This is a genomic window from Acinetobacter sp. AS167, assembly GCF_037152175.1.
In the GTDB taxonomy this organism is placed as follows: Bacteria; Pseudomonadota; Gammaproteobacteria; order Pseudomonadales; family Moraxellaceae; genus Acinetobacter.
The window spans coordinates 518806-540420 of the sequence record NZ_JBBCMP010000002.1 but is presented as its reverse complement, the minus strand read 5'-3'; the positions used below and the strand labels follow the sequence as shown (position 1 = coordinate 540420).

At 32.7% G+C, this 21615-nt stretch carries 18 protein-coding genes and 3 pseudogenes; 18 read left to right on the top strand and 3 right to left on the bottom strand.

Annotated elements, in window-relative coordinates; genetic code table 11:
* The first annotated feature begins 513 nt into the window (after window positions 1-513).
* The 9 genes from WFN33_RS05775 to WFN33_RS05735 all read left to right on the top strand — a co-directional run bounded on the left by WFN33_RS05775 (window position 514) and on the right by WFN33_RS05735 (window position 9088).
* The gene (locus WFN33_RS05775; protein WP_336952028.1) at window positions 514-741 is read left to right on the top strand and encodes a hypothetical protein; all 228 of its coding nucleotides are present in this window, start codon (window positions 514-516) and stop codon (window positions 739-741) included.
* Between the two features lie 164 nt (window positions 742-905).
* Window positions 906-2159, top strand: coding sequence for an AAA family ATPase (locus WFN33_RS05770; RefSeq protein WP_336952026.1), 1254 nt, complete (start codon window positions 906-908; stop codon window positions 2157-2159).
* A 3-nt stretch (window positions 2160-2162) separates the two neighbouring features.
* Window positions 2163-2882, top strand: a complete 720-nt coding sequence (locus tag WFN33_RS05765; RefSeq protein WP_336952024.1) for an HNH endonuclease — start codon at window positions 2163-2165, stop codon at window positions 2880-2882.
* A gap of 74 nt (window positions 2883-2956) precedes the next feature.
* A complete protein-coding gene (locus WFN33_RS05760; RefSeq protein WP_336952022.1) occupies window positions 2957-3601 on the top strand; it encodes a TonB family protein in 645 nt (214 codons plus the stop codon).
* Between the two features lie 249 nt (window positions 3602-3850).
* Complete coding sequence (locus WFN33_RS05755) at window positions 3851-4342, top strand: DUF4189 domain-containing protein (protein ID WP_336952021.1); 492 nt, start codon at window positions 3851-3853, stop codon at window positions 4340-4342.
* A 209-nt stretch (window positions 4343-4551) separates the two neighbouring features.
* A complete protein-coding gene (locus tag WFN33_RS05750; RefSeq protein WP_336952019.1) occupies window positions 4552-6273 on the top strand; it encodes a M43 family zinc metalloprotease in 1722 nt (573 codons plus the stop codon).
* 152 nt (window positions 6274-6425) lie between these two features.
* Complete coding sequence (locus tag WFN33_RS05745) at window positions 6426-6902, top strand: hypothetical protein (RefSeq protein WP_336952017.1); 477 nt, start codon at window positions 6426-6428, stop codon at window positions 6900-6902.
* 481 nt (window positions 6903-7383) lie between these two features.
* Entirely contained in the window at window positions 7384-7863 is a 480-nt protein-coding gene (locus WFN33_RS05740; RefSeq protein WP_336952015.1) for an ecotin family protein, read from the top strand.
* A 763-nt stretch (window positions 7864-8626) separates the two neighbouring features.
* Window positions 8627-9088, top strand: coding sequence for a GNAT family N-acetyltransferase (locus WFN33_RS05735; protein ID WP_336952013.1), 462 nt, complete (start codon window positions 8627-8629; stop codon window positions 9086-9088).
* Between the two features lie 717 nt (window positions 9089-9805).
* Here the strand turns inward: WFN33_RS05735 and WFN33_RS05730 are convergent.
* Window positions 9806-10345, bottom strand: a complete 540-nt coding sequence (locus WFN33_RS05730; protein ID WP_336952011.1) for a hypothetical protein — start codon at window positions 10343-10345, stop codon at window positions 9806-9808.
* Window positions 10346-10871: 526 nt separating this feature from the next.
* Here WFN33_RS05730 and WFN33_RS05725 point away from each other — a divergent pair.
* The 5 genes and pseudogenes from WFN33_RS05725 to WFN33_RS05705 all read left to right on the top strand — a co-directional run bounded on the left by WFN33_RS05725 (window position 10872) and on the right by WFN33_RS05705 (window position 15266).
* Window positions 10872-11219, top strand: coding sequence for an EF-hand domain-containing protein (locus tag WFN33_RS05725; RefSeq protein ID WP_336952010.1), 348 nt, complete (start codon window positions 10872-10874; stop codon window positions 11217-11219).
* Window positions 11220-12574: 1355 nt separating this feature from the next.
* Window positions 12575-13437, top strand: a pseudogene (locus tag WFN33_RS05720) (IS5 family transposase).
* Between the two features lie 227 nt (window positions 13438-13664).
* On the top strand, window positions 13665-14243 hold the full coding sequence (locus WFN33_RS05715; RefSeq protein ID WP_336952009.1) for a DUF4189 domain-containing protein: 579 nt from the start codon (window positions 13665-13667) through the stop codon (window positions 14241-14243).
* A gap of 259 nt (window positions 14244-14502) precedes the next feature.
* Window positions 14503-14811 carry a hypothetical protein gene (locus WFN33_RS05710; RefSeq protein ID WP_336952008.1) on the top strand — a complete coding sequence of 103 codons (309 nt, stop codon included), beginning with the start codon at window positions 14503-14505 and terminating at the stop codon, window positions 14809-14811.
* 11 nt (window positions 14812-14822) lie between these two features.
* Window positions 14823-15266, top strand: a complete 444-nt coding sequence (locus tag WFN33_RS05705; protein ID WP_336952007.1) for a hypothetical protein — start codon at window positions 14823-14825, stop codon at window positions 15264-15266.
* Window positions 15267-15393: 127 nt separating this feature from the next.
* Here the strand turns inward: WFN33_RS05705 and WFN33_RS05700 are convergent, their stop codons facing one another.
* Window positions 15394-15732, bottom strand: a complete 339-nt coding sequence (locus WFN33_RS05700; RefSeq protein WP_336952006.1) for a hypothetical protein — start codon at window positions 15730-15732, stop codon at window positions 15394-15396.
* A gap of 630 nt (window positions 15733-16362) precedes the next feature.
* Between WFN33_RS05700 and WFN33_RS20430 the strand changes: the two are divergent.
* From WFN33_RS20430 to WFN33_RS05690, 3 genes and pseudogenes are all read left to right on the top strand, one after another.
* Window positions 16363-16678: pseudogene (locus tag WFN33_RS20430) on the top strand (BCCT family transporter); the annotation flags it as partial.
* 136 nt (window positions 16679-16814) lie between these two features.
* On the top strand, window positions 16815-18875 hold the full coding sequence (locus WFN33_RS05695) for a choline transporter (RefSeq protein WP_336952005.1): 2061 nt from the start codon (window positions 16815-16817) through the stop codon (window positions 18873-18875).
* 258 nt (window positions 18876-19133) lie between these two features.
* Window positions 19134-19592, top strand: a complete 459-nt coding sequence (locus WFN33_RS05690) for a hypothetical protein (protein ID WP_336952004.1) — start codon at window positions 19134-19136, stop codon at window positions 19590-19592.
* A 133-nt stretch (window positions 19593-19725) separates the two neighbouring features.
* On the opposite strand, the pseudogene WFN33_RS05685 reads toward WFN33_RS05690, so the two are convergent.
* Window positions 19726-20607, bottom strand: a pseudogene (locus WFN33_RS05685) (aminotransferase class I/II-fold pyridoxal phosphate-dependent enzyme); the annotation flags it as partial.
* A gap of 264 nt (window positions 20608-20871) precedes the next feature.
* Here WFN33_RS05685 and WFN33_RS05680 point away from each other — a divergent pair.
* On the top strand, window positions 20872-21105 hold the full coding sequence (locus WFN33_RS05680; RefSeq protein WP_336952003.1) for a hypothetical protein: 234 nt from the start codon (window positions 20872-20874) through the stop codon (window positions 21103-21105).
* Window positions 21106-21615: the final 510 nt, after the last annotated feature.

The window sequence follows — 21615 nt, the reverse complement described above, 5'->3', positions numbered from 1 at the left end:
CATTTGAATCCGTTATTATCTTCCGCTCAATCTGCATAATTTGATCTGACCAATCCTCGCAGACATACATTCCAGTTTCAGCTAGTTGGTTGACTGCCATGTAGGCAGCTTAGAAATCGAATGTGGCTTTTTCATCAAGCATGTATAAGTTGACTGCCATGTAGGCAGCTTAGAAATACTCTTATTTATTCAATCGCAGGGGTTGAGTGTTCACTGCCATGTAGGCAGCTTAGAAAGACAGGCGAAGTGCCACAGGATGTGATTCCAGGTTGACTGCCATGTAGGCAGCTTAGAAATACTCTTATTTATTCAATCGCAGGGGTTGAGTGTTCACTGCCATGTAGGTAGCTTAGAAAATCGTGTAGACGATAATCAAAATTAATGGCGTTTGAGCAATTTAAAACACTTGATTGAAGTTAGGAAATAATATGTCTAATTTAGGTGATGAACTTTTGGACATAACCAAAAACTATTGCTTACAATAAGTTGGCTGATAATAGTGAGGAAAACAGCATGATTACCGGTAAAAGAACATTTAAAGCGACGGATGTTGAAGTGGAAGTAAATACCGTAACCAATACTGGAAAATTTACCGCTAGGGGGTTAGCTAATCCACCATCAGGTGCGGAAGTGCAAGGAACTTTTAGAATCGAAGGATTTAAAGTGGGTTCATTCTCTATAGAACCATCTGGAACAGTTTTAAATGTGATCACCAAGCATCTGGGATTTACTGTAGAGTAATACTTTAAATCTAATAAAACCGGACAAACTAAACCTATCTACACCTTTTCTTCACCCCCCAAACAAAACCCCAGTAGCTACCAACTATTGGGGTTTTTAGATATCTACTTAGTGCAAAAGAGACATAGATAAATTTTAACCTCAATTAAAGGTTTAATAAAGCTATGAATCAGACTCAAAACAAGCTTGGAAAAATTTCTATCGAATGTATGATGAAATCATCAAACAACAATGGCTTAGATACAATGAAAGTTAAATCATTAGAAATAAAAAATGTAGGGGGAATATCTCATCTAAAATTAGAAAATCTCAATGAACGAATGAATATTATTTGTGGAGCAAATGGTGTTGGTAAAACAAATATTCTTGATTCGATAGTTTATGTATTCTCAGAGTATGATCCTAAAAGTGTTGTAAATAAAAGTGTTGGTTCTACAAAAGGTAACATTGAATTAGAAACCGACGCATTTGAGAATGTTTTAATTAAAAGCATTAATGAGTATGAGCCATCAAATCACCGTTTTTCTTCAATATCTTCTGAACCAACAATTTTTACAGAATTACGTGACGTCATTTATCTCAAGGTTAATAGAATATTTGATTATCGTTTTCTAGATTCGATTAGCTTTAGTGAAAAAAAACTACAAAAACGACTAAAGAGTTTAGTAAATGGAATTGATGGCGAAGATTTAAAAGGATGGTTAGTATCTCAACTATTACTTAGTACAAGTCCTGATGCATTGGATTTATGTGATTTAGAAAATATTGAGGAACTTAAAAAATGTTTTTCATTATTGGATAGTGATATTAAATATAAATCATTAAAAAATAATGAAATTATTGTTAGTACTCCGACTGGAGATATATACTTTGAATATTTATCATCTGGTTTTAAATCAATTTTATTTATAATTATAAATATTTTTAGAGAACTTTCTGAGAGAGCTATTTATGTTACTACAAGCCATAAACTTTTTAATGGGATTATTTTAATAGACGAAGTAGAATTACATCTTCATCCTGAATGGCAAGGTCGCATTTGCACAATTCTTAAAGAAGTTTTCCCTAATGCTCAATTTTTCATAACTACGCATAGTCCTCATGTAGTACAAACTGCGATCAAAGGTGAAGTAATTGCTTTAGAGCGTAAAAATGGAGTAGTTGAAAGACGTGAATTACCTGAATCTGAATATGGATACCAAGGTTGGACAATCGAGGAGATTCTTGAAGACGTTATGGGGATGCCTGATTTAAGAACTAAAAAATATAATGAAATAAAAGCTAGGTTTGATAAGGCTCTCGATGAGCAGAATAAAGATAATGCAAAAGCAGCTTACCATGAACTTGATAAGATGCTGCATCCTCAATATCCTTTACGACCAGTTTTTAAAATGCAGCTAGATAGTCTTGGAGAATAATCCATGATCAAGTTGCAAAGAGGTGAAAAGCCTGAATATCTTTCAGTGGAAAAAGTTCATGAATTGACTGAAAGATTTAAAAAAGACAAAACTAAAGTAGTGTGGAAAGATGAGAGCATTGGTAATCCACTACTATTAAGTTCATCAAATAAATGTGCCTACTGTGAATGTAAGTTACAAATTGAAGATTCATATATGCAGGTAGAACATTTTAGAGATAAAGACTCATATCCTGATAACGTTGTTGACTGGGAAAATTTACTACCTTCATGTGGTCGTTGTAATAGAAAAAAATGGACATTAGATGTTGAGAAATTCCCAATAGTTAATCCATATGTTGATGAGCCCAAAGAACATCTGTGTTATGAATCATTTAGGCTTTATGGCAAAGATGAGAAAGGTAAGACAACAATTACCAAACTTTTCTTGAATGATGATGATCGCGTTGTTCTTCCTAGGTTTTTAGCATGTAATGAGGTTAATCTGCAATTATCAAAATTAGCGTTAAACCTTGCAAATATTGATGATACTAAGGATTCAGTGTCCAAATTATTATTATCATGCCAGGCAGATAAAGCATACTCTGCGTTCTTAACAAGCACATTACATTCGAGTAGTGACTATCAAGAAATTAAGCATCATCTAGAATCTATAAATGCTTGGGATCATGATATGGAAGAACTACATCAAAACTCTTTTAATCTTGTTCTAGATAGAAGATAAACCAAACCTCCTTCGGGAGGTTTCTTTTTGGCCTTAAAATTAGTATGTTGGTCTAAATATACTAGAGATATATCATGAAAAGTTTATTTATAATTTTCGGTTTATTGGTTTCAATTTTTTGTACTGGATCAAATGCTAAGGTTCAAGAAGTACAGAGAGACACATCTAGTGGAATGTTAATGAAATGGATAATACCGCCAAAAGTTAGAATTGATAATGAAATATTAAAGGGTTACGACAGAGATATATTAATCTATTTAGAAACAGATGAGAGTGGCAGGGTTCAAAAAGCGGAAGTAAGTAAAAGTAGCGGATTGGATGACTTAGACAATTTAGTATTAAGGGCTGTGAAAAGATCAAAACTCAAAGTTTGGAATGAATGGGATGTAAAAACAAATCACCCATCTCGCTTAAAACTACCTTTAGACTTTGCAGTTTCCAGAATTCCTGATTATGCTGTGTATCCTAAATTTAATTATAAAAATGCTGATTTAAAAGGAAGTGATAGAACGATAAGATTGAGTGTAGAGGCTAATGAAAAAGGTAAATTAACCAAAGTCAAAGTTTTTCGAGGGACTGGAATACCTGCTCTAGATAAATATGTTTTAAGTGAGTTCATCAAGCAGGCAAGTTTTAAGCCTTTGATTATAAATGGCAAGCCTCAACTTATCAAAACAACTGCAGATTTTAGCTTTGGTTTAAGTTCATCAAGTGATTAATATTCAAATACTTATTCAGCATTAAACTTAAAACCCACTCACCCGAGTAGGTTTTTATTGCGCTACACACTATTAATTCAATAAAAGACATGAGAAACCAAACCACCTTAAGGTGGTTATTTGCTAAGAATTATTTTAAGATTTAGATCAAATAAATATTTCACCTATTAAATTACTAACAGGGACGAAACAATTATGACAAATGAAAATAAACCTCAGATTATACAAAATTTTATATCATTAATTTGTATGGCTCTATTTTCAATTATTTTTTCTGGTTCTGCACATGCTGAAGGAAATTGTCCCTCTGGTTCTTATCCAGTTGGCGGTCAAGGTGTGCAAGGCTGTGCACCAATTCCAGGGGGTGGTGGTAATCAAGGAGCTGCAAGTAACCGCACTTGGAAAGTTGTAGGAGCAATTGCTGCTGGTACTAATGGTGTTGTCGGAACGTCATTTGCCAAAGTATTCCGCGGAAAAATACAGGAAAATGCACTTGAAGATTGCCAGAAGAAAGGGGGCACCCAATGTAAGCTTTGGTTTACCTATTCAGAAACTGAATGCGCTACAGTTGGACAAGCTGAAGGAACAACCTTAATGTATGGCCGTGTTACTGGCAGTAGGATTCGTGGCTGGAGTCGAAAGTTAGATGGTCGAGAAAATGTATATTCGCAATGTCAAAACGAAGGTTTTCCTAAAGAACGATGCAAAATCGTCTATGAAAATTGTAGTGGAATAATGTAATTAAAAACATATCCTCCCTCGTGAGGTTTTTACCCCCCCCAAACAAAACCCCAATAGCTAGCAACTATTGGGTTTTTTGATATCAACTTTATGGAAAAGAGGCATAGGATCAGAAAAACTAGAATTAAAACTTAATTAAATTTATAATAGTATTACATTGAAAATAAATATTTATTTAAAACAATCATTTAGTTAGTAGTGGAACTAATATGCCTAATATAAAAAGTAGTCCCAAAATTGGTCAATCATCTTCAAATTGTGTAAGAAATTTTACAGTTCAATTCCGACGTCCTTATGAAATAGGCATACCACCTGATAATTATAATGGTGAGTATGGGTTTGATTGGGTGCGGGATGAATATATTTATCCACTGCTTAGTATTGGTGGAAAGAAAGATACAGTTATAGATATTTTAGGTACTCCGCGTTTTGTTCATTCAGAATTATATAAAGTATTTTATCATGATGTTAATACTCGTATTAATTTTCCTTCTAGATACTTTCCATCATGGCTATACATTTTTGCTACTGATTGTAAAGGCGTCTATGGGAGTGAGGAGATCAACAAACAGGGTGCTTGCCTTGATATAGAAATTCATCAGGAATATTTGGAAAGTATTAAGGGAGAATATATTGAGGAAAAAGAAGCTTTAACTGACAATGGAACTGTTTTACAGTTTGAAGCATCAAATGATAATATAAAAATTTCAACTTTTGACAATAATCAAAATGCCAAAAGTATAGAAGAACCTTTAAGTAATTTTATCAATTCAAATCGAAATTTTATGAAATTAGGATTGGATTATGATGAACATAATAACTTAGTTGAAAGAAATAGATACTTTTATAAGAAAAAGAGTGCGATAAAGATAATCTGTTCTGGAGGTACATTAAAAAAGAATGAGCACATTATAGTTAAAGCAAAAAGAAATAATTGTGAGCCAGTAGATGTAGGGATAATTTATATTGCTCGAAACGAAACAATTTATACTATAAATATTGTAGAAATAGATGTGAAGGTTAATGGTAAAATTATACCAAAATCGAAAAATCACGAAATAGAACTAAGAAATAAATTTTTTAATCAAGCACTTACTGTTTTTAAAGTGGTTAAAAAGGAAGTTTTTGATTTGGACTTACTATCTGTAAGTGACACTGAAGTAAAAGATTTTGTTGATAAATGGTGGAACAAAAGATTAAAAAATGATGGTAAAGAAAAGTATCTTGAGGTTGTTTCGAATAAAGATGAACTACTTGATTTAAGTATAGAGCGAAAGAAAACTGTAGATCCCACTGAATTTGCTAATGCTGAATTCATTAGAGAGTTAAAAGAACTATATTGGCGGAAAAAAAAGGTGGGGTTGTCTCCATATAGTGAAATAGAAAGGAATACTTACATTTTTTTTGCACCAGTATCTGTTAGAAATGCACGTGTAAAGGATACTGACAAATGGAGTTATGTTTTAGGTAGCGCAAGTTTCAAGGCCCATTCAAACATACTCTATTCTGAAGGTGAGTATTCAAGTGATCAAGAATTTTCAAATGCAGTTGTAATATTTAAGGATAGTGTGGAATTTGGACTTCTTGAAACTTATGCTCACGAGTTAGGGCATGCGCTAGGGCTAACACATACATTTGAGTCTGGTGAGATGTTTATATATAAAAGGGGTTATACAGATAATTTCATGGATTATCCTCAGAGAGAAGATAATACAGATTCAAAATTTATAGATAGATTAAGTATATTTTCAAAATATCAAATTGATATGATCTATAACAGAAGTCGAGTAGTCGGGATATTGCTTCCATGGAAGTGGACATATCCTGAACTTCCACTCACTACTTCAGAAGAAAAGAAAGAAAAAGAAGAGGAAGAAAAATCTGGTTTAGATAAAATAATTGACGAGATAGAAAAGTTTATCTTTGACTAAAGAGACTCACTGCAACTAGTGACATTATAAGTGTTGCATCAAAAAAGATATTTTTAGAGTCTTTTCATTTAATTCAACTTAAAAAAACCTCATAAGCGGGTTTTTTAATTAATTTATTGATACTTTAAACACACCTAAAGGAATGTTTCAGAATGAATAAATTACTATTAATTGGTACTTTGGGGTTATTGCCAGCATTAGGTAATGCAGAGTTGGCCACAAACTCTAAAGGTGAAAAAGTAGAACAAAAGGACAATCAAACTTCGGCTATAGTAAGGCTCACAGATGATGATTATGTTTTAGATGGAAAATATTATGATGTAACACTTAAAGATGGTAATAAAAAAGACGTTATTGTGAATGTATCAACATTTGTAGACCAAAAAGATGGGAAAAAATTAACTAGAGATCAAGCTTTGTTTGGGATCAAAATGACAGAGATTCCAATTCTAGATGGTCTTAAAAATCGACACTCTTATGTTCCAATAAATGTTTATATTTATCAGGTTGGTAATTCAGTAAACATTACTATCGAGTATTTTGCAAAAATTTATGGTGCAAAAAAAATAGGAGCAAATTCTAAAGAATTTACTATAGATCAAAATGGTGAAATTCATATTGTGCAGTAAAGAAATTAAATATCTGGATCAGTTGTTAAAACCTCCCTCGGGAGGTTTTTTTAATGCTTTCATATTTAATAATATTATAAATAATGTTGATTGAGAAAGGCTCGGAAATTCCCAATCAACTACATTACTAGCGAGCGCTACAGGTCATTGCTTCGTTATAGCAAGTACATGTACCTACTGGTGGTACAGGTCCATCAGGCATACCTCGACAGTCATTATGACCGGCTAAAAAAGCACTAGAAAACAATGAACTAAATAAAGCTATTGTTAGAATTGAGCGAACTTTTTTAATGATTTACCACTATTATATTTGATAATGATAATTATTATAATTTTCAGGTAAGAATCATTATTATATACTCGTGTTGATAATGTGCAAGATTCAAGTAATGAATTGGTGTATTTTTTTATCAATTGTTTGAAAATTCAGTAGAATGACTTTGATAAGCACATTGAATAATTAACATAAGAGGGTCGGATTTTGAAAAAAAATATATTTTTAGTCTTAGGTGTTCTTGCTCTGTCAATTAGTGCCCATGCCAATAAAGGTGTAAATGATCTTAACGTATATCCTCCTGTTAAAAAGGATCAAAATAGGAATGTGATTGTCTTAGAGCCAAAAGAAAATGAAGATGATTATAGAGTTTTGATTACAGCTTCTATAGATGGAATGCAAGATTGCAATACTAAAAGCCGATCAGCTAAGTATACGGAAAAAGTAGTTGAAGGAATGCAATATCCATATTATGAAGTTGGTAAAATTGGTGATGTTGTAACAACTCTGATGGGCTGTTCTGAAATGCCCCAAATGGGTGAAATTCCAATTAATCTGAGCGGTAACACAATTCTACGTTACAACAGTAAACTTCCAATTGTTGTGTATGCTTCGAATGGGATTAAAATAAACTCCAAGATTTTTAAACTCGAAGAGATCAAGAAATCCAAAGTATTAAATGATTAGATATTGAATTTATCATAACCTCCCATCGGGAGGTTTTTTTAATTTAATTCAACCAGTTCGAAAGTACATAGCTCACAATTTCGATTAAAACTAGGCCTATAAAGATCGAAACATATATAGGCATTATGAGATTTTCTGTAGCTTTCTCTGACCTTTCTTGAGTGTGCTCTTCGCTTTTATTAATTAGCATATAAACCTCTAAAAATTTATGAAGTTAGTACTTATATCATGTGCTTATATTTGCGCTACATTGTGAATATATGTAGTGCAATGGTTGTAGGATGAAAGTGTAGAGAGCTCAAATATGCCAGTTGCATTGAGAAGAATTAGGTAAATATTTTAGAGAGTTAATCATTTAATAAACAAAACCTCCCTTGGGATGTTTTTTAATTTAATTCAACCAGCTTGAAAGCATGTAAATCACGATTGCGAGTAAGAATAATCCTATTAAGATCAAAATATATATAGGTATTCTGCGATTTTCTGTAGCTTTCTCTGACCTTTCTTGAGCGCGCTCTTTGCTTTTATTAATTAGCATATTAACCTCTAAAAATTTATGAAGTTGCTACTTATATCGTGTGCTTATATTTGCGCTACATTGTGAATATATGTAGTGCAATGGTTAGTGGATGAAAGATTAGATGGCTCAAATATTGCTTCAATCCAGTCAAGGTTTGAGAGGTTAAGAAGAGTAATAATTTGCGCACTTAGAATATTTCTTTTAAAGTGCTTGTCCAATAGTTTTATGGTTAATTGAATATTTATGAAAATATTAAAAATTTCTGATTTTCCGGACTATTTAGAAATAGCTGCTATTTGGTTTTCACATAAGTGGGATATCCCAGTAGAGATTTATAAAGAAAGCATACAAATATCTATTGATAATAAAGAAACTATTCCTCAATGGTATATAACTTTAGATGACAATCAGAACATTATTGGTGGGTACGGAGTCATTGATAACGATTTCCATGATAGAAAAGATTTGACGCCAAATTTATGTGCTTTATATGTTGAAGAAGAATATAGAAATCTTAATGTTGCAAGAAAACTATTAGATTTCGCTAAAAGAGATATAGGAGCAATGCATTTTAAGAAGTTATATCTTATTACAGATCATATGACGTTTTATGAAAAATGCGGGTGGGAATTTCTAACTATGGTTAAAGATGAAGACGGTGAATTAGTAAGAATGTATGTTACTGATCTTTTTAGTATGAATTAAAAATTAATATGATAATTTTTTTTCAACGCCAATATCCTAGTCAAAGCTATTTCAGAGTTCAGCGTACCTGAGTGGCTTTGCTGCATTTCATAGACAGTTATAATAAATTTCTTCGAAAGAAATTCAAAAATTACAATTCTGTAATCTTCATCCAAGATAAAGTAACAATTATGTGCTAAAAGTAAGATATTTTTAAAATTTGAGCTTGGACATGGAGCGAAATATTTGTAATTCAACAGCGCACTATGAATCGGATAGCGAAAAAAGCAAAAGCAACTTATTTCCAATATCTGTATTTATACTAGCAATGATTATGTATGCATTCATAGCAACAAAATTCTTGATTGTCGAAACTCCGCATGCAGATAAAGAGCCGACAGTATCTGGTAATACCATGAGTGTTACGTCAAAAAGATATTTCTAAATCCTTCTCATGTACTTCAACTTAAAACCCATTCAACCGAGTGGGTTTTTTATTGGACCCAATTTATGAGCAATGAATAATTTACATTCCCAAGGGTTTCAGCAGAAAACTCAACGCTGACAGCATGTCAATGCCGCTCAAAGTTAAAAGTAGTCGCTTGACCTGTGCTTCCAAAGAAATCATTTGATGAGCACGTAGATGATGCAGAAAGGTTGATAGAGGAATAGCTCTCTGAGTGAGGGGCAATTCGCATAAACCCCATTATGTTAGATGGATAAATTATTGTTTCCAGATTAAAGTTTCTGTTTTTTCCATCTTTGGGTAGCTAAAGTACTAATAATTGGCAACCATGGTAAAGTTAGGATTGTAATATTCCATACATAAATTCGAATAGGAATAGAGTTTTCTGAGTAAAATATTCCCCACCAAATAAATTCTAAAATGAGAATCATGACTAAAGTAGTTAATAGAATACTGAATATAGACTTTACGTTATTGCCATAGATTTTTGAAATGATTAAATCAATGATCATAAATATTGCAAGATAAAAAATATGACCTATTAAAAACCCAACAATGACAAAAATAGGTGAAGTAAGTACGAATAAAGCAATTCCTAACACATATGAACCATTTGCATTGTCAGGCATCTGTGGATGATTTAAGTCTTTAACATAGATAAGCCAAACAAGCGGAAGAAGACATATACAAATCCCAAAACTGCGTTTCATAAATGAATAAATTTGAGTGTTACTATATTTTTTATCAAATGTGGTTTTAATAAATATAACAAAAAAAATAAAAACTGTAATAATACATATAGTTATAATCAAAACATGTTTTCCTTACTAGCGGATCATATTTCAGATCAGTGACTATCAAAAGATAGAATAAATTTTTTTTGACTAAAATTATTGATGGAATATATTTGAGTTTTTCTAAATTAACATAATACAGCTTATGCGTAACTTATCATATCACCAACCGAATCACAACTTACCCTAAAATCCTTTAACTGGAATCAGGGTAAGATAAAGAAATCACATTTTTGATCGTTGATACATTTGCTATATACAACGAGTGCAGTGCTTTGAATGATGCAAAGATAAGGCTATTAAATAGGGATTTATCTTTAGGAATAAATTTGGAGTAAAAACCACCAACAAAAACAGACAGTATTAGTCAATACTTTAATGTAATAAAAAATAGTAGTTAACCACTACTTTTTTTTAAAATAAAGTCGCTATTGATGTTTTGTAATCTATTACAATGAATAATGCTAAATAGCTTTCTTTAAATGATTTTTCCTAAATCAATTTGTCTATATAATCAAATCTAATTAAAGATGGGATAAAACAAATGAAAAAAATAATCTGTATTCTGATTCTCAGTTGTAGCGTACTTTCAAGTTTCAGTCATGCCTGTGAATCGACTTCATTAGACTGGGAGAAATTTTATCAAATCTATGATTCAAATAAAAATGGTACTTTTGAACTTAATGAATTTTTAAAGGTTAAAGATTTTGAACCATATTCTTGGCCAGATGATAGACGGTTTCAAGGCAAAGATAAAAACATTAAATTATTTAAATATCTAGATGAAAATCAAGATGGAAAACTTGTAGAAGATGAATTTGTCAAAATTTACGGTTTATTCCCTGACCCTTGTGCTAATTGGCCTCATAAAGCTTGGTGGAAATTTTGGTAAGTGATTCAAAATATATATCTTAAGGTGAGTCAGAGTACGACGTTTTGTTTTTATAATGTTTTGCTTTAATAGTGAGGAAATGATGGTAAAATTAAGAAAGAGGATTGAGTTCAATTCGGAAATCGGAAACCTAACTCAGAATAAGTTTTAAACTGTCACAAAAAATCATTAACTATCAAAGTAGTGTGTTACACATAAGTTACACAATACATATCCTAGACAATAAATATTTAATATATATAATGAGTTAAGGCTTTAATTAAACTCCCGCCATCTCCACCAAATTCTTGTTATAAAAAAGCCACTTATTAAGTGCGCGTATTTACTTTTGCCATCTCTTTCCTGTTTTTATCACCATGAATCCATTTTGCATATCGTTTGATTCGCATTTGTAAGCTGTTGTGCAAGGTATTGCAAATGGTTTGCAGTCAGTAGCAGAGTTTGTTATTTTTAATTTTATGCATGACATTTTAACATGAAAAGTTGATCAAAATAATTTTGTTAGTAGCTTGAAATAAAGCGTTGGTACTACCTTAGTTATTATTTTGTCACTAATTGAACTAATATTTTATTGAATAATAAGCAATCAAAAATCTGCGTAAATACTGCAAAACTCAATTGGAAATCAGCTTTAGTAATTACTTTGCCTGGTATCTAAATTGCTATATTAATTTTATTTTCAATTGATTAGACTTAAGTAATCCTTAATTTAATATCAAGGTTTACTTTATAAATAGATATGAATATTTTGAATTAGGGAGGCTATTGGTTGTATGAAATATTTATTTTTCTTAGCAATAATAGCATCACTACTCATAATTCTATATAAACCTAGTATTCCTTCAGAAAATAAAAAGAGTAAAGAATTTCCTAGACTAGGGACAGTACTAACGGAATGTCAGGGCATAGACCCACCCAAAGAGCTGGATAAAAAAAAGTATTACGATTACTGTAGTTGCGTTAAGAACTCGGTTGATACACGAAATAAGGAAGAAAAAGAGAAAAGTTGTATTGAAGATTTAAGAAGCGCGAATTAATCGGGCTTATTTAATTGTTCAGCGTAAAGTTTGACAGCTTCAGTGATAATTTTTGCTTGAGACTCTCCAGTAGATTATGAAAGTACTTTGATTTGCTCAACCGTACTTTCATGAAGCTTATAACTTTTGCTCAGAATACCACGACGCTCATTACTTCTTTGATTAATTTCTGATCTTGATTTGGTCATAAGTATGTCCTAATACGGCTTTGTTGCACAAAGGTGTTGGTAAGGTCTGATTCAGTAATATAATTTCCGAATGAATAAGTCTGCACCTAAAACCTATCGTACAACGAATTGGTCTTATTACAACTAAGCTTTGGTGAATCGAGGGAATCTCTCGATCTGGTTTGATCCTACTACCCAATGGTATGCGCCATTAAAAGGCACACAAGGACGAAATCAAACCTACTCCGATACAGCAATTCAATGCTGTTTGATGATCAAATCTCTATTTCGTTTAACTTTACGAATGACCTCGGGATTTATTTAAAGCCTCATTCAAATTTGTGGTTTAGATTGGGCAGCACCAGATTACTCAACTCTTTGCAGAAGACAAAAGCATATTGATATTGCGATTTACTATCAAAAAAGCAGTAATGGATTACATCTACTTGTGGATTCTGCTGGTTTAAAGTTTTTAGATGAAGGTTGATGGAAAAGAAAGAAACACCAACCCGAGTATCGTCGCCAATGACGTCAATTACACATAGAGATAGATGCTAAAACCCTGCAAATACATGCAGTTTAGCTCACAACAAACAATCTCAATGATTCACAGGTACTCGGTGATTTATTTCATCAAATTCCACAAGAAGAACAAATAGACTCAATCTATGCCGATGGTGCTTATGACACTGAGATTTGCTGTCAATTGATTGCATCTAGAAAAGCTCATGTCGTTATTCCACCAAGAAAGAATGCGAAGCTGTGGAAAGATATAAAAACTCATTCACTAGAAAGAAATGAACGATTAAGCATTTGGGCAGGACGATATGGAAAAATTGGATAGGCTATCATCGAAGAAGTTTAGTGGAAACTAAGATGCACTGTATCAAACTATTAGGAGATAAACTGACTGCTGGGAACTTCCAAAGCCAAGTGAGTGAGATTCACGCACGCGTAGCAGTGCTCAATAAATTTACTAAATTAGGTCGTCCATATACTAGAGTTGTGACTTAAATTTATGTCACTTAGGAAAACTCTAACTTTCAAGACTTTGTGCAACAAGCCGATTAAAACTCAAAAACTCACTCACCCGAGTGGGTTTTCATTGCGACACACATTTAATTCAATAAAAGACATGATAAACCAAACCACCCTAAGGTGGTTTTTAGCTAAGAATTATTTTAAGATTTAGATCAAATAAATATTTCACCTATTAAATTACAAACACGGATGAAACAATTATGACTAAATACAATAGACCGCAGAGCATTCAATATTTTATATCATTAATTTGTGTGGCTCTATTTTCAATTATTATTTCTGGTGCTGCACATGCTGAGGGGAATTGTCCTCCGGGCTATTATCCTGTCGGTGGTCAAGGTGTACAAGGCTGTGCGCCTATTCCCGGTGGTGGTAATGGGGGGTATTCAGGTTCAAGCTCACGTACACCAAGTACAGAAGGCTACGTAGCTTCGAGTACAAATGGCGTTATTGGTTTTGCTACTGCGAAGATTTTCCGTGGAAAGTTGGAAGAAAAAGCATTGCAAGATTGTGAAAAAAAAGGTGGGACTGATTGTAGAATTTGGTTCACTTATGATGACAATCATTGTGCGACTGTAGGGCAAGCGGTTGGGACAAATAAATTATATAAAGCTAGAACAACAGCAGGAGAAGTAAGTGATGTTGTTCCTATGTTGGTTCCTGGTAGTAGAAAAGCTTTGGGGCGGAAAAAAGTTTTAGAGGCATGTAGTTATGATGGCTTTCCTGAGAGTCAATGCAAAATTATTTATGAAGATTGCCGTAGACTCAATCTTCCATAAGATTTTTTTTTGTGATTAAAATATGAAATGCAAAGCTTGGGAATAAGGATTCGGAATCGAGCTAATATGATTTTTTAGGATAACAAAAACTACTTTCGGGTAGTTTTTGTTTAATGGATGATTCTAGCTTGGTACTGAAAATACCTGCTATTTCGTATAGGAATCATTTTGTTAATGGAGGAAGTTTCGAGCTAGGGTGATCAAATTTTGTATTGTTTCTTTCTTATGCTTTAATATCAATGTAATGGGCAGAGGAGTAGTGCTACAAACATTAGAGCGGACTTTACCTGATTCTGTCTATGACCCATATAATTATGAATTAAATAAAGATACAGATTTTAAAAAATTGAATCCTGAGCAACAGGCTAATATTGTAGCTGATTATTTTGGATTAATTGAAGGATATAATCAGATTAATTTCAGTTTAGCTTGGCGAAATCATAAAGCTGATAATTCACAATATATAAGACAGGTAATGCAACCGATTATAAGTAATCCTTCAGGATATACATTGGTTTCTAATTCTACTCCGATTCCACTAGTTCCTTTAATTTTTTTAATTTTCTGAATTATCATCTCATGAAAAATATTAATATATTAAGTGTTTTTTTTATATCAATAATATTAATTGGTTGTAAAGAGAAACGTGTAGCTGATTTCCAATATGAAATATTAGAAGATAAGAGCATTTGTTCATTAAAACCCCAAGAAATTTATGATTCTAATGAATTTTCAATGTTTGACACATCATTTAAAAATGAAAGTGGAAGTTTCAATGATGAATTATCAAACAAAATATATGCACAAAGTTTAGAAAATTTATCTAATAAAGATAGTAAGTATATTTTTTGCTTTTCAAAAGATATGCTTATGTCAAATTATTTAGAGACTCAGATCCGTATTGAGTTAAAAAAAGGAAAATCCTTTAGACAATATGAATTTATAAATTACTTCTGTCTAAGTAAAAAAAATTCAATTATGAATTTCAATAGTCGGGATAAGAGTATACAAGAATGCCAATAATTCGGATTTCCGTAAAATTACCACAATACAGGTGACTTGAAATCTTACTTTCAACATCTATATCTTAGCCAAAGCAGTTTTATAATTCACTATGCTGAAATAGTTTTACCGAATAAGTCGTAAGTTTTCAGAAATGGGCTTTGATTTGTTTATCTGCTGTTCTGCATCGTATTTTTTGCTGTTCTATAGGTAAACCAATGAGTTCATCATAAGCATTCATTACCTGTTCATCTGTAGGCTCAATCTGTTCACGGGAAACTTTACATTTCTTTTGATTTTTTAAAAACAAAGCACTTAAGCTTTTTCCGTAAGTTGAATTTTCATCTTTATCACAAAGACTACTAAGAGCAACTAAACGAGCAAATTTTAATTGTTGAGCTTGGATTTGACATAATGATTTGGATTTTGGCAACTCAGCCCAAGTTTCACCACTAATTAAGAGGAAGAGAAGTAGGAATTTTTTCATTTTTTGATCCTTTATTTTGTTTATTCAATGATAGATTTTTTATTGGAAAGAAAATTTCTAACTTTATCTTGTTTTTGAATTAACACATAAGGCGAGTCAATACCAAGATATAAAAGAGTCAAAATATAGTTTTAAAAAGTTTGAAGGCGAAAGTGGCTAAGGTTTAAGTGGATGTATTGCAATTGCTTTAAAAATAGCTGCCTTATTCAAATTGCATTATGCTGATGTCATCAACACATTTAATATCTTATGCTGATTTTTATAAGTTTTATCAACATATCTATATATACGTGTCGAATTTTTCATTAAATATCGACATGAGGCTTTACGGATTTTACCCTTTGACTTCGATATTGAAGTGGGATGTAAAAAGAGGGAAAGATTTATATGTATTAGCTCAAATTTGAGCTGGCAGTTCCTTTTTTAGGGAATATCTGTTTTATTTTGGGGGGAAGTATTCTGATCATAAGTGATGCTATGCTTGGTCTACGCTTTTTTCGCCCGAATTTTATCTGGTGATTGAATGCCGATTTTAGCAATATTGTGATTTATCTTAGAACAATAGCAAAAATCTCCGGTGACTCGGTCTCATTTTTCCTTTTAATCTTTCAATCCTTATGTAAATGGGGTGTTGTGATTTGTTTCGTATTATTTTTGAATTTGTAGGTTCTGTTATACTCAGCTCGCAAATCTTTCCTTAAAAGGGGAAGTAATGAAAGTGTATCACCAATTTGTTTACTAATTTTTTGGTCTGTGGCGATTAGCATAGTATGCATTTGACAGGTGTTGGTAGGAAGTTTCGACTCTAACGCGCTGTTCTGGTATATCGTTTTCTATCATTATTGTGCTGTATATGTTTGGCTCAGCCAATACACTTAAAGAGGACCAATTTAGTCCTATAGCAATGCAAGTGATAAAGACATTAACTCAGTCATCACATAACTGAAAAAATCTGAAACATTTTAATTGGGTAAATAACTTTTGTTTTTCATTTTCTATTCAAATATTTATTTTCATTGATTTAGCGATGGAAAGACGTAGATGAATATCTTCTTTTTCTTCTCTAACTTCCTGAGGATTGTATGGCGACAGATAATCCAAGAGCGGTTGATGATGCTACATTAGCGAATAAAGATCATTTGAATCGTGTGGTCTTTTATGTTTCAGCTCTACTTATTTTAACATTTGCACTTGTTACGATTTTATTTAATGACTTTGCCAATCATTTATTGAATGTGGTATTGGCTTGGGTCAGTGATAAATTCAGTTGGTATTATTTATTAGCTGCAACATTGTATTTAATCTTTGTGATTTTTATTGCCTTTTCACGTTATGGCGATATCAAACTTGGTCCTAAACACTCGAAACCTGAGTTTAGTTTACTGAGTTGGTCAGCGATGTTGTTCGCTGCGGGGATTGGGACAGACTTAATGTTCTTCTCGGTTGCGGAGCCGTTATCACACTATATGAATCCACCCATAGGTGAAGGACAGACTTATGAAGCTGCACGTCAGGGCATGGTCTGGACATTATTCCACTATGGTTTAACAGGGTGGGGGATGTATGCTTTGGTGGGGATGGCATTGGGATATTTTAGTTACCGCTATAATTTGCCATTAACCATTCGTTCTGCACTATATCCAATCTTTGGTAAAAAAATTGATGGTCCTATTGGGCATACTGTGGATATTGCTGCCGTGATCGGCACAATCTTTGGTATTGCTACTACCTGCGGTATTGCAGTAGTTCAGATCAATTATGGTCTACATGTGCTGTTTGATATCCCAGAAAATCTCTGGGTTCAGGTTGCCCTGATTTTAGTCGCTGTGATTGTGACCATTATTTCGGTGACTGCTGGGGTAAATAAAGGCATCAAGGTCCTGTCAGAAATTAATATCTATGCTGCAATTGGCTTGATGCTGTTCGTATTGTTCCTCGGAAATACTGAATTTCTGCTGAATGCGCTGGTACAAAACTTTGGTGATTATATTAGTCGCTTCCCAAGTTTAGCTTTGGAAAGTTTTGCCTTTGATCGACCAAAAGACTGGATGAATAGCTGGACCTTGTTCTTCTGGGCATGGTGGGTAGCATGGTCTCCATTTGTAGGCTTATTTCTGGCGAGGATTTCTCGTGGCCGTACGATCCGTGAATTCGTCTGCGGTACTTTGATCATTCCGCTATTGTTCACCATCACATGGTTGTCTATTTTCGGTAATAGTGCCTTACATAGCGTGATCTTTGATGGTAATACCACATTGGCACAAACCGTATTGACCAATCCCGCACATGGCTTCTATGATTTACTTGCTCAGTATCCAGGCTTTGCCTTTATTGCGGGTATTGCCACAATTACCGGTTTACTATTCTATGTCACTTCGGCAGATTCAGGAGCTTTGGTTCTTGGGAACTTCACGACCAAATTCTCAAATGTTGATAATGATGCACCTCGTTGGTTGCGTATCTTCTGGGCTACTGCAATCGGCTTACTGACTATAGCCATGCTGATGGCTAATGGAATTACCGCCTTGCAAAGTGCAACGGTCATCATGGGATTACCCTTCAGTTTTGTCATGTTGTTAGTGATGGCAGGTTTGTATAAATCCTTGCGCTTAGAGGATTATCGTAAAGCGAGTCGTAGCCCAAATGCAGCGCCTGTTGTAGGTAATGTTGATATTCTAAATTGGAAGCAACGTTTGTCTCGCGTCATGTATCATCCTGGCAGCAGCGAAACACTAAGTATGCTCGATAGTGTGTGTAAACCTGCAGTTCAGACGGTTGCGGATGAGTTGGTTAAACGTGGGATGAATATCGAAGTAATGCAGGGAGAGGTTGAAGATAGTGATACGCTGTATCATCTTGATTTAACCATCTACATCGAAGAAGAGTTTAATTTCGTTTATCAGATCTGGCCTGTGCGTTATATTGCGCCGACTTTTAGTGAACGGGGTAAACGCGGTATGCAATATTATTATCGTTTAGAAACCTTCTTGTACGAAGGTTCACAGGACAATGACTTGGTTGGATACACCAAAGAGCAGGTAATTAATGACATTCTGGATAAGTACGAACGTCATATGACCTTTTTGCATATCAACCGAATTAGTCCCGGAAATCGTCCTTTGTATCCTGACTCACAAGACTAGTGTCTTAACATAAAAATACCCCATGAGTTGTGCTCAACTTATGGGGTCAGTTCACTATGAGTCTAATTTAAAATCTATTTTCTATATATTTTTACTGACGATTGTCTAAAATTCATAGTAACCACGCAACAAATTGAACAAGTCAAATTGTTGAGTAAAAGGTAGTTGTAATAGATGTCTAAGTAGTTTTTTTATTTGTTGAGATTGGGTAAGATTACTGAAAATTTAGTACTTTATAAAATGTAGATTAGGATGATGATGAAAAAAATTTTAGTGATCGCCTTAGGGATATTGCCAGTATTTGTACAAGCACAAAGCTTCAAATACAAAAATACCGAGTCTGGTTTTAAAAATTATCAGGGACTAGCCACTTTAACTGGAAAATTTTCACGTAATTTAGACCCTGAATATTTGGATTATATGGGCGATGATATTTGCTTTGAACCCAACAAAACATCAGCTACACTCATTCCACGTCCAAAAGGTGATACCCGAGATGTATGGTTTTGCTTTAGCAACTTTGATGTCGCAAAAAAGACGTTTAAATTACCAAACAATATTAAAAAAGGGTATTGCCAATATGAAGGACAGGCAACGATTCAAATTAAAAACTATCATTTATTTATAGAGGAAACAGAAGGTTTTGATTCTACTCAATTAGTTTCAGCAACCAATATTACTCCAGCACAAGCAATAAAATGTAAAGTGCAAAATTAAGACTGTTTGAATACTGTTATGAGATTTGATAGCTACAGGTAAAAGAGTTTAACTTGGCTATTCATTCATAAACAAAAAAGATCGTATTAATGCGATCTTTTTCTTTTAAAAAAAATCATTAAGCTATCAATACTTATTTATTCTTATTGCTGACTTTTTTATATTCCTGATAGGCTTCTTCAGCAAATTTTCGTAATGAAGCTCTGATTACTGCATATTGGAATTCCTTTAAATTGGTTAGCGAGACATCGGCAGAAGGATATTAAACTCCAAAAACTGAACCCAGAAGCAGTACTAAACCTGTTTCATCAGCAACTCGGAAGAGTAATTCTGTTGGAATCTTATTTTTCCTCAGCCAATCAGCAAACGCATCACCATATAGTTTTTGTGAGGTATTTTCTAAATTGACCAAGGTAGAGTAATCAACTGCATTCGGAGCTTGTGGAGTTTGAACGCCAAGGAGTCTATAAAGGGCCGCATCACGTTCTCGAACTAGCGATTTCACTGCTTTTTATAGCTTTGGAGCTTCTATCATATTAAATAAGGCAAAGAGAACCATTTGAACTTGTTGAGGTGTGGATAATTCAGCCGTGTAATTTAATGCAACATTTTCGTCTATCGGCAAGAAGGCAGTCGATAAACTTCATAATAGATGGATCTGTGGTGAGGGATGAGTAATATAGTTCTAGTTCATTTTTGTGCTTAGTAGATAGTACCGCACATTCTTATCTAAAATATTATGATTATTCGAGGCAATGACTCCAAGTCTCTATCCATTTGCACTAAAATATTTAGCGAAAGAATAAATCAAGATGGTATTGTCAGGGTAAACTGCAAACAAAGATTTAAAGTTATCTGCAAATGTTCAATAAGCATTATCTATTAAAATAATTAGATCAGGATATGTTTTGATAATATTAGCCATCAGACATTCATCACTCATTTTGACCTAAGCTAGATTAGTTGGATTTATCAAGAAAAATACTCTAGAGAAATGAGCTTCTAACTTGCGTAATGAAAATTTATTGGATCTATGAGGGAAATCTAGTATTCAAAAGAATTAAATTATTTTATTAAAATTCATAGTTTTTAAAACCTTGAATTAAAAATTTTTATAATTAAAAATGATTGAATAAATAAAAATATATTTATCTCTATCTAGAGGAGGATTTTTTTGTTATAAATTTTATTTATTAAATATTTAGCAAATAAAAGCTCTTGAAATGTGAGGTAAAATTTAAAAAAATTATCTACGTTATAAAATTTGAGTGTTGAAAAAATGAATAAAGAGCAACTCATCAAAGCTTTGGAAAAAGCAGAAAAAGAAATAAGCAGCCTTTGTTCTGAGAATGAGCAATTACTTGCGATCGTTATTGACTCCACACAACATGTTATAAGTGCTCAGAATAGGGCAGAGAATTATCAGAACATGTTTGATGAGTTGGTTTACCTTATTAAAAGAAAATATGATGCTGATTTTAAAATTGAAGATATTCCCAGATTGTTGGATTAGTAAATTATTTTAAGAGATAATTAAATTAATTTATATTTTTTTGTTTAATCGAGTAAAATATGAGTTTTTTAAAATAATAGATATAAGTTTAATATTAAAAAATGTAAATAAATCATGTAATTTAATGCACTAAATAAAAACAGGAATTTTTAGGATTTGGATTTATCTAATTTTTATTGGATATTTACCTAATAAATATTTAACAAACTAAACCGCTCTTTATTTATGAACAAATTTATTGAAATTTAACCTCTCAATACGCTCATAAGTAAATTTTTTATGTACTTTAATCAGAAATGGTTTCTAAAACATGTATTTAAATTTAAATAAAATTGAAATAATTTTGTTTAGTCTATATTATTAAAGTTAAGAAAAACGCTTTGTTAAGTTTATATACCCATCTTTCCCCAAAGCATGGGTATTTTTTTCTAATATATATTTTGTAAGTATTTATTTGGCACTCATAAATTCTTCTTGATGTCATCTGGATATAGATTGTATTTGATTAGA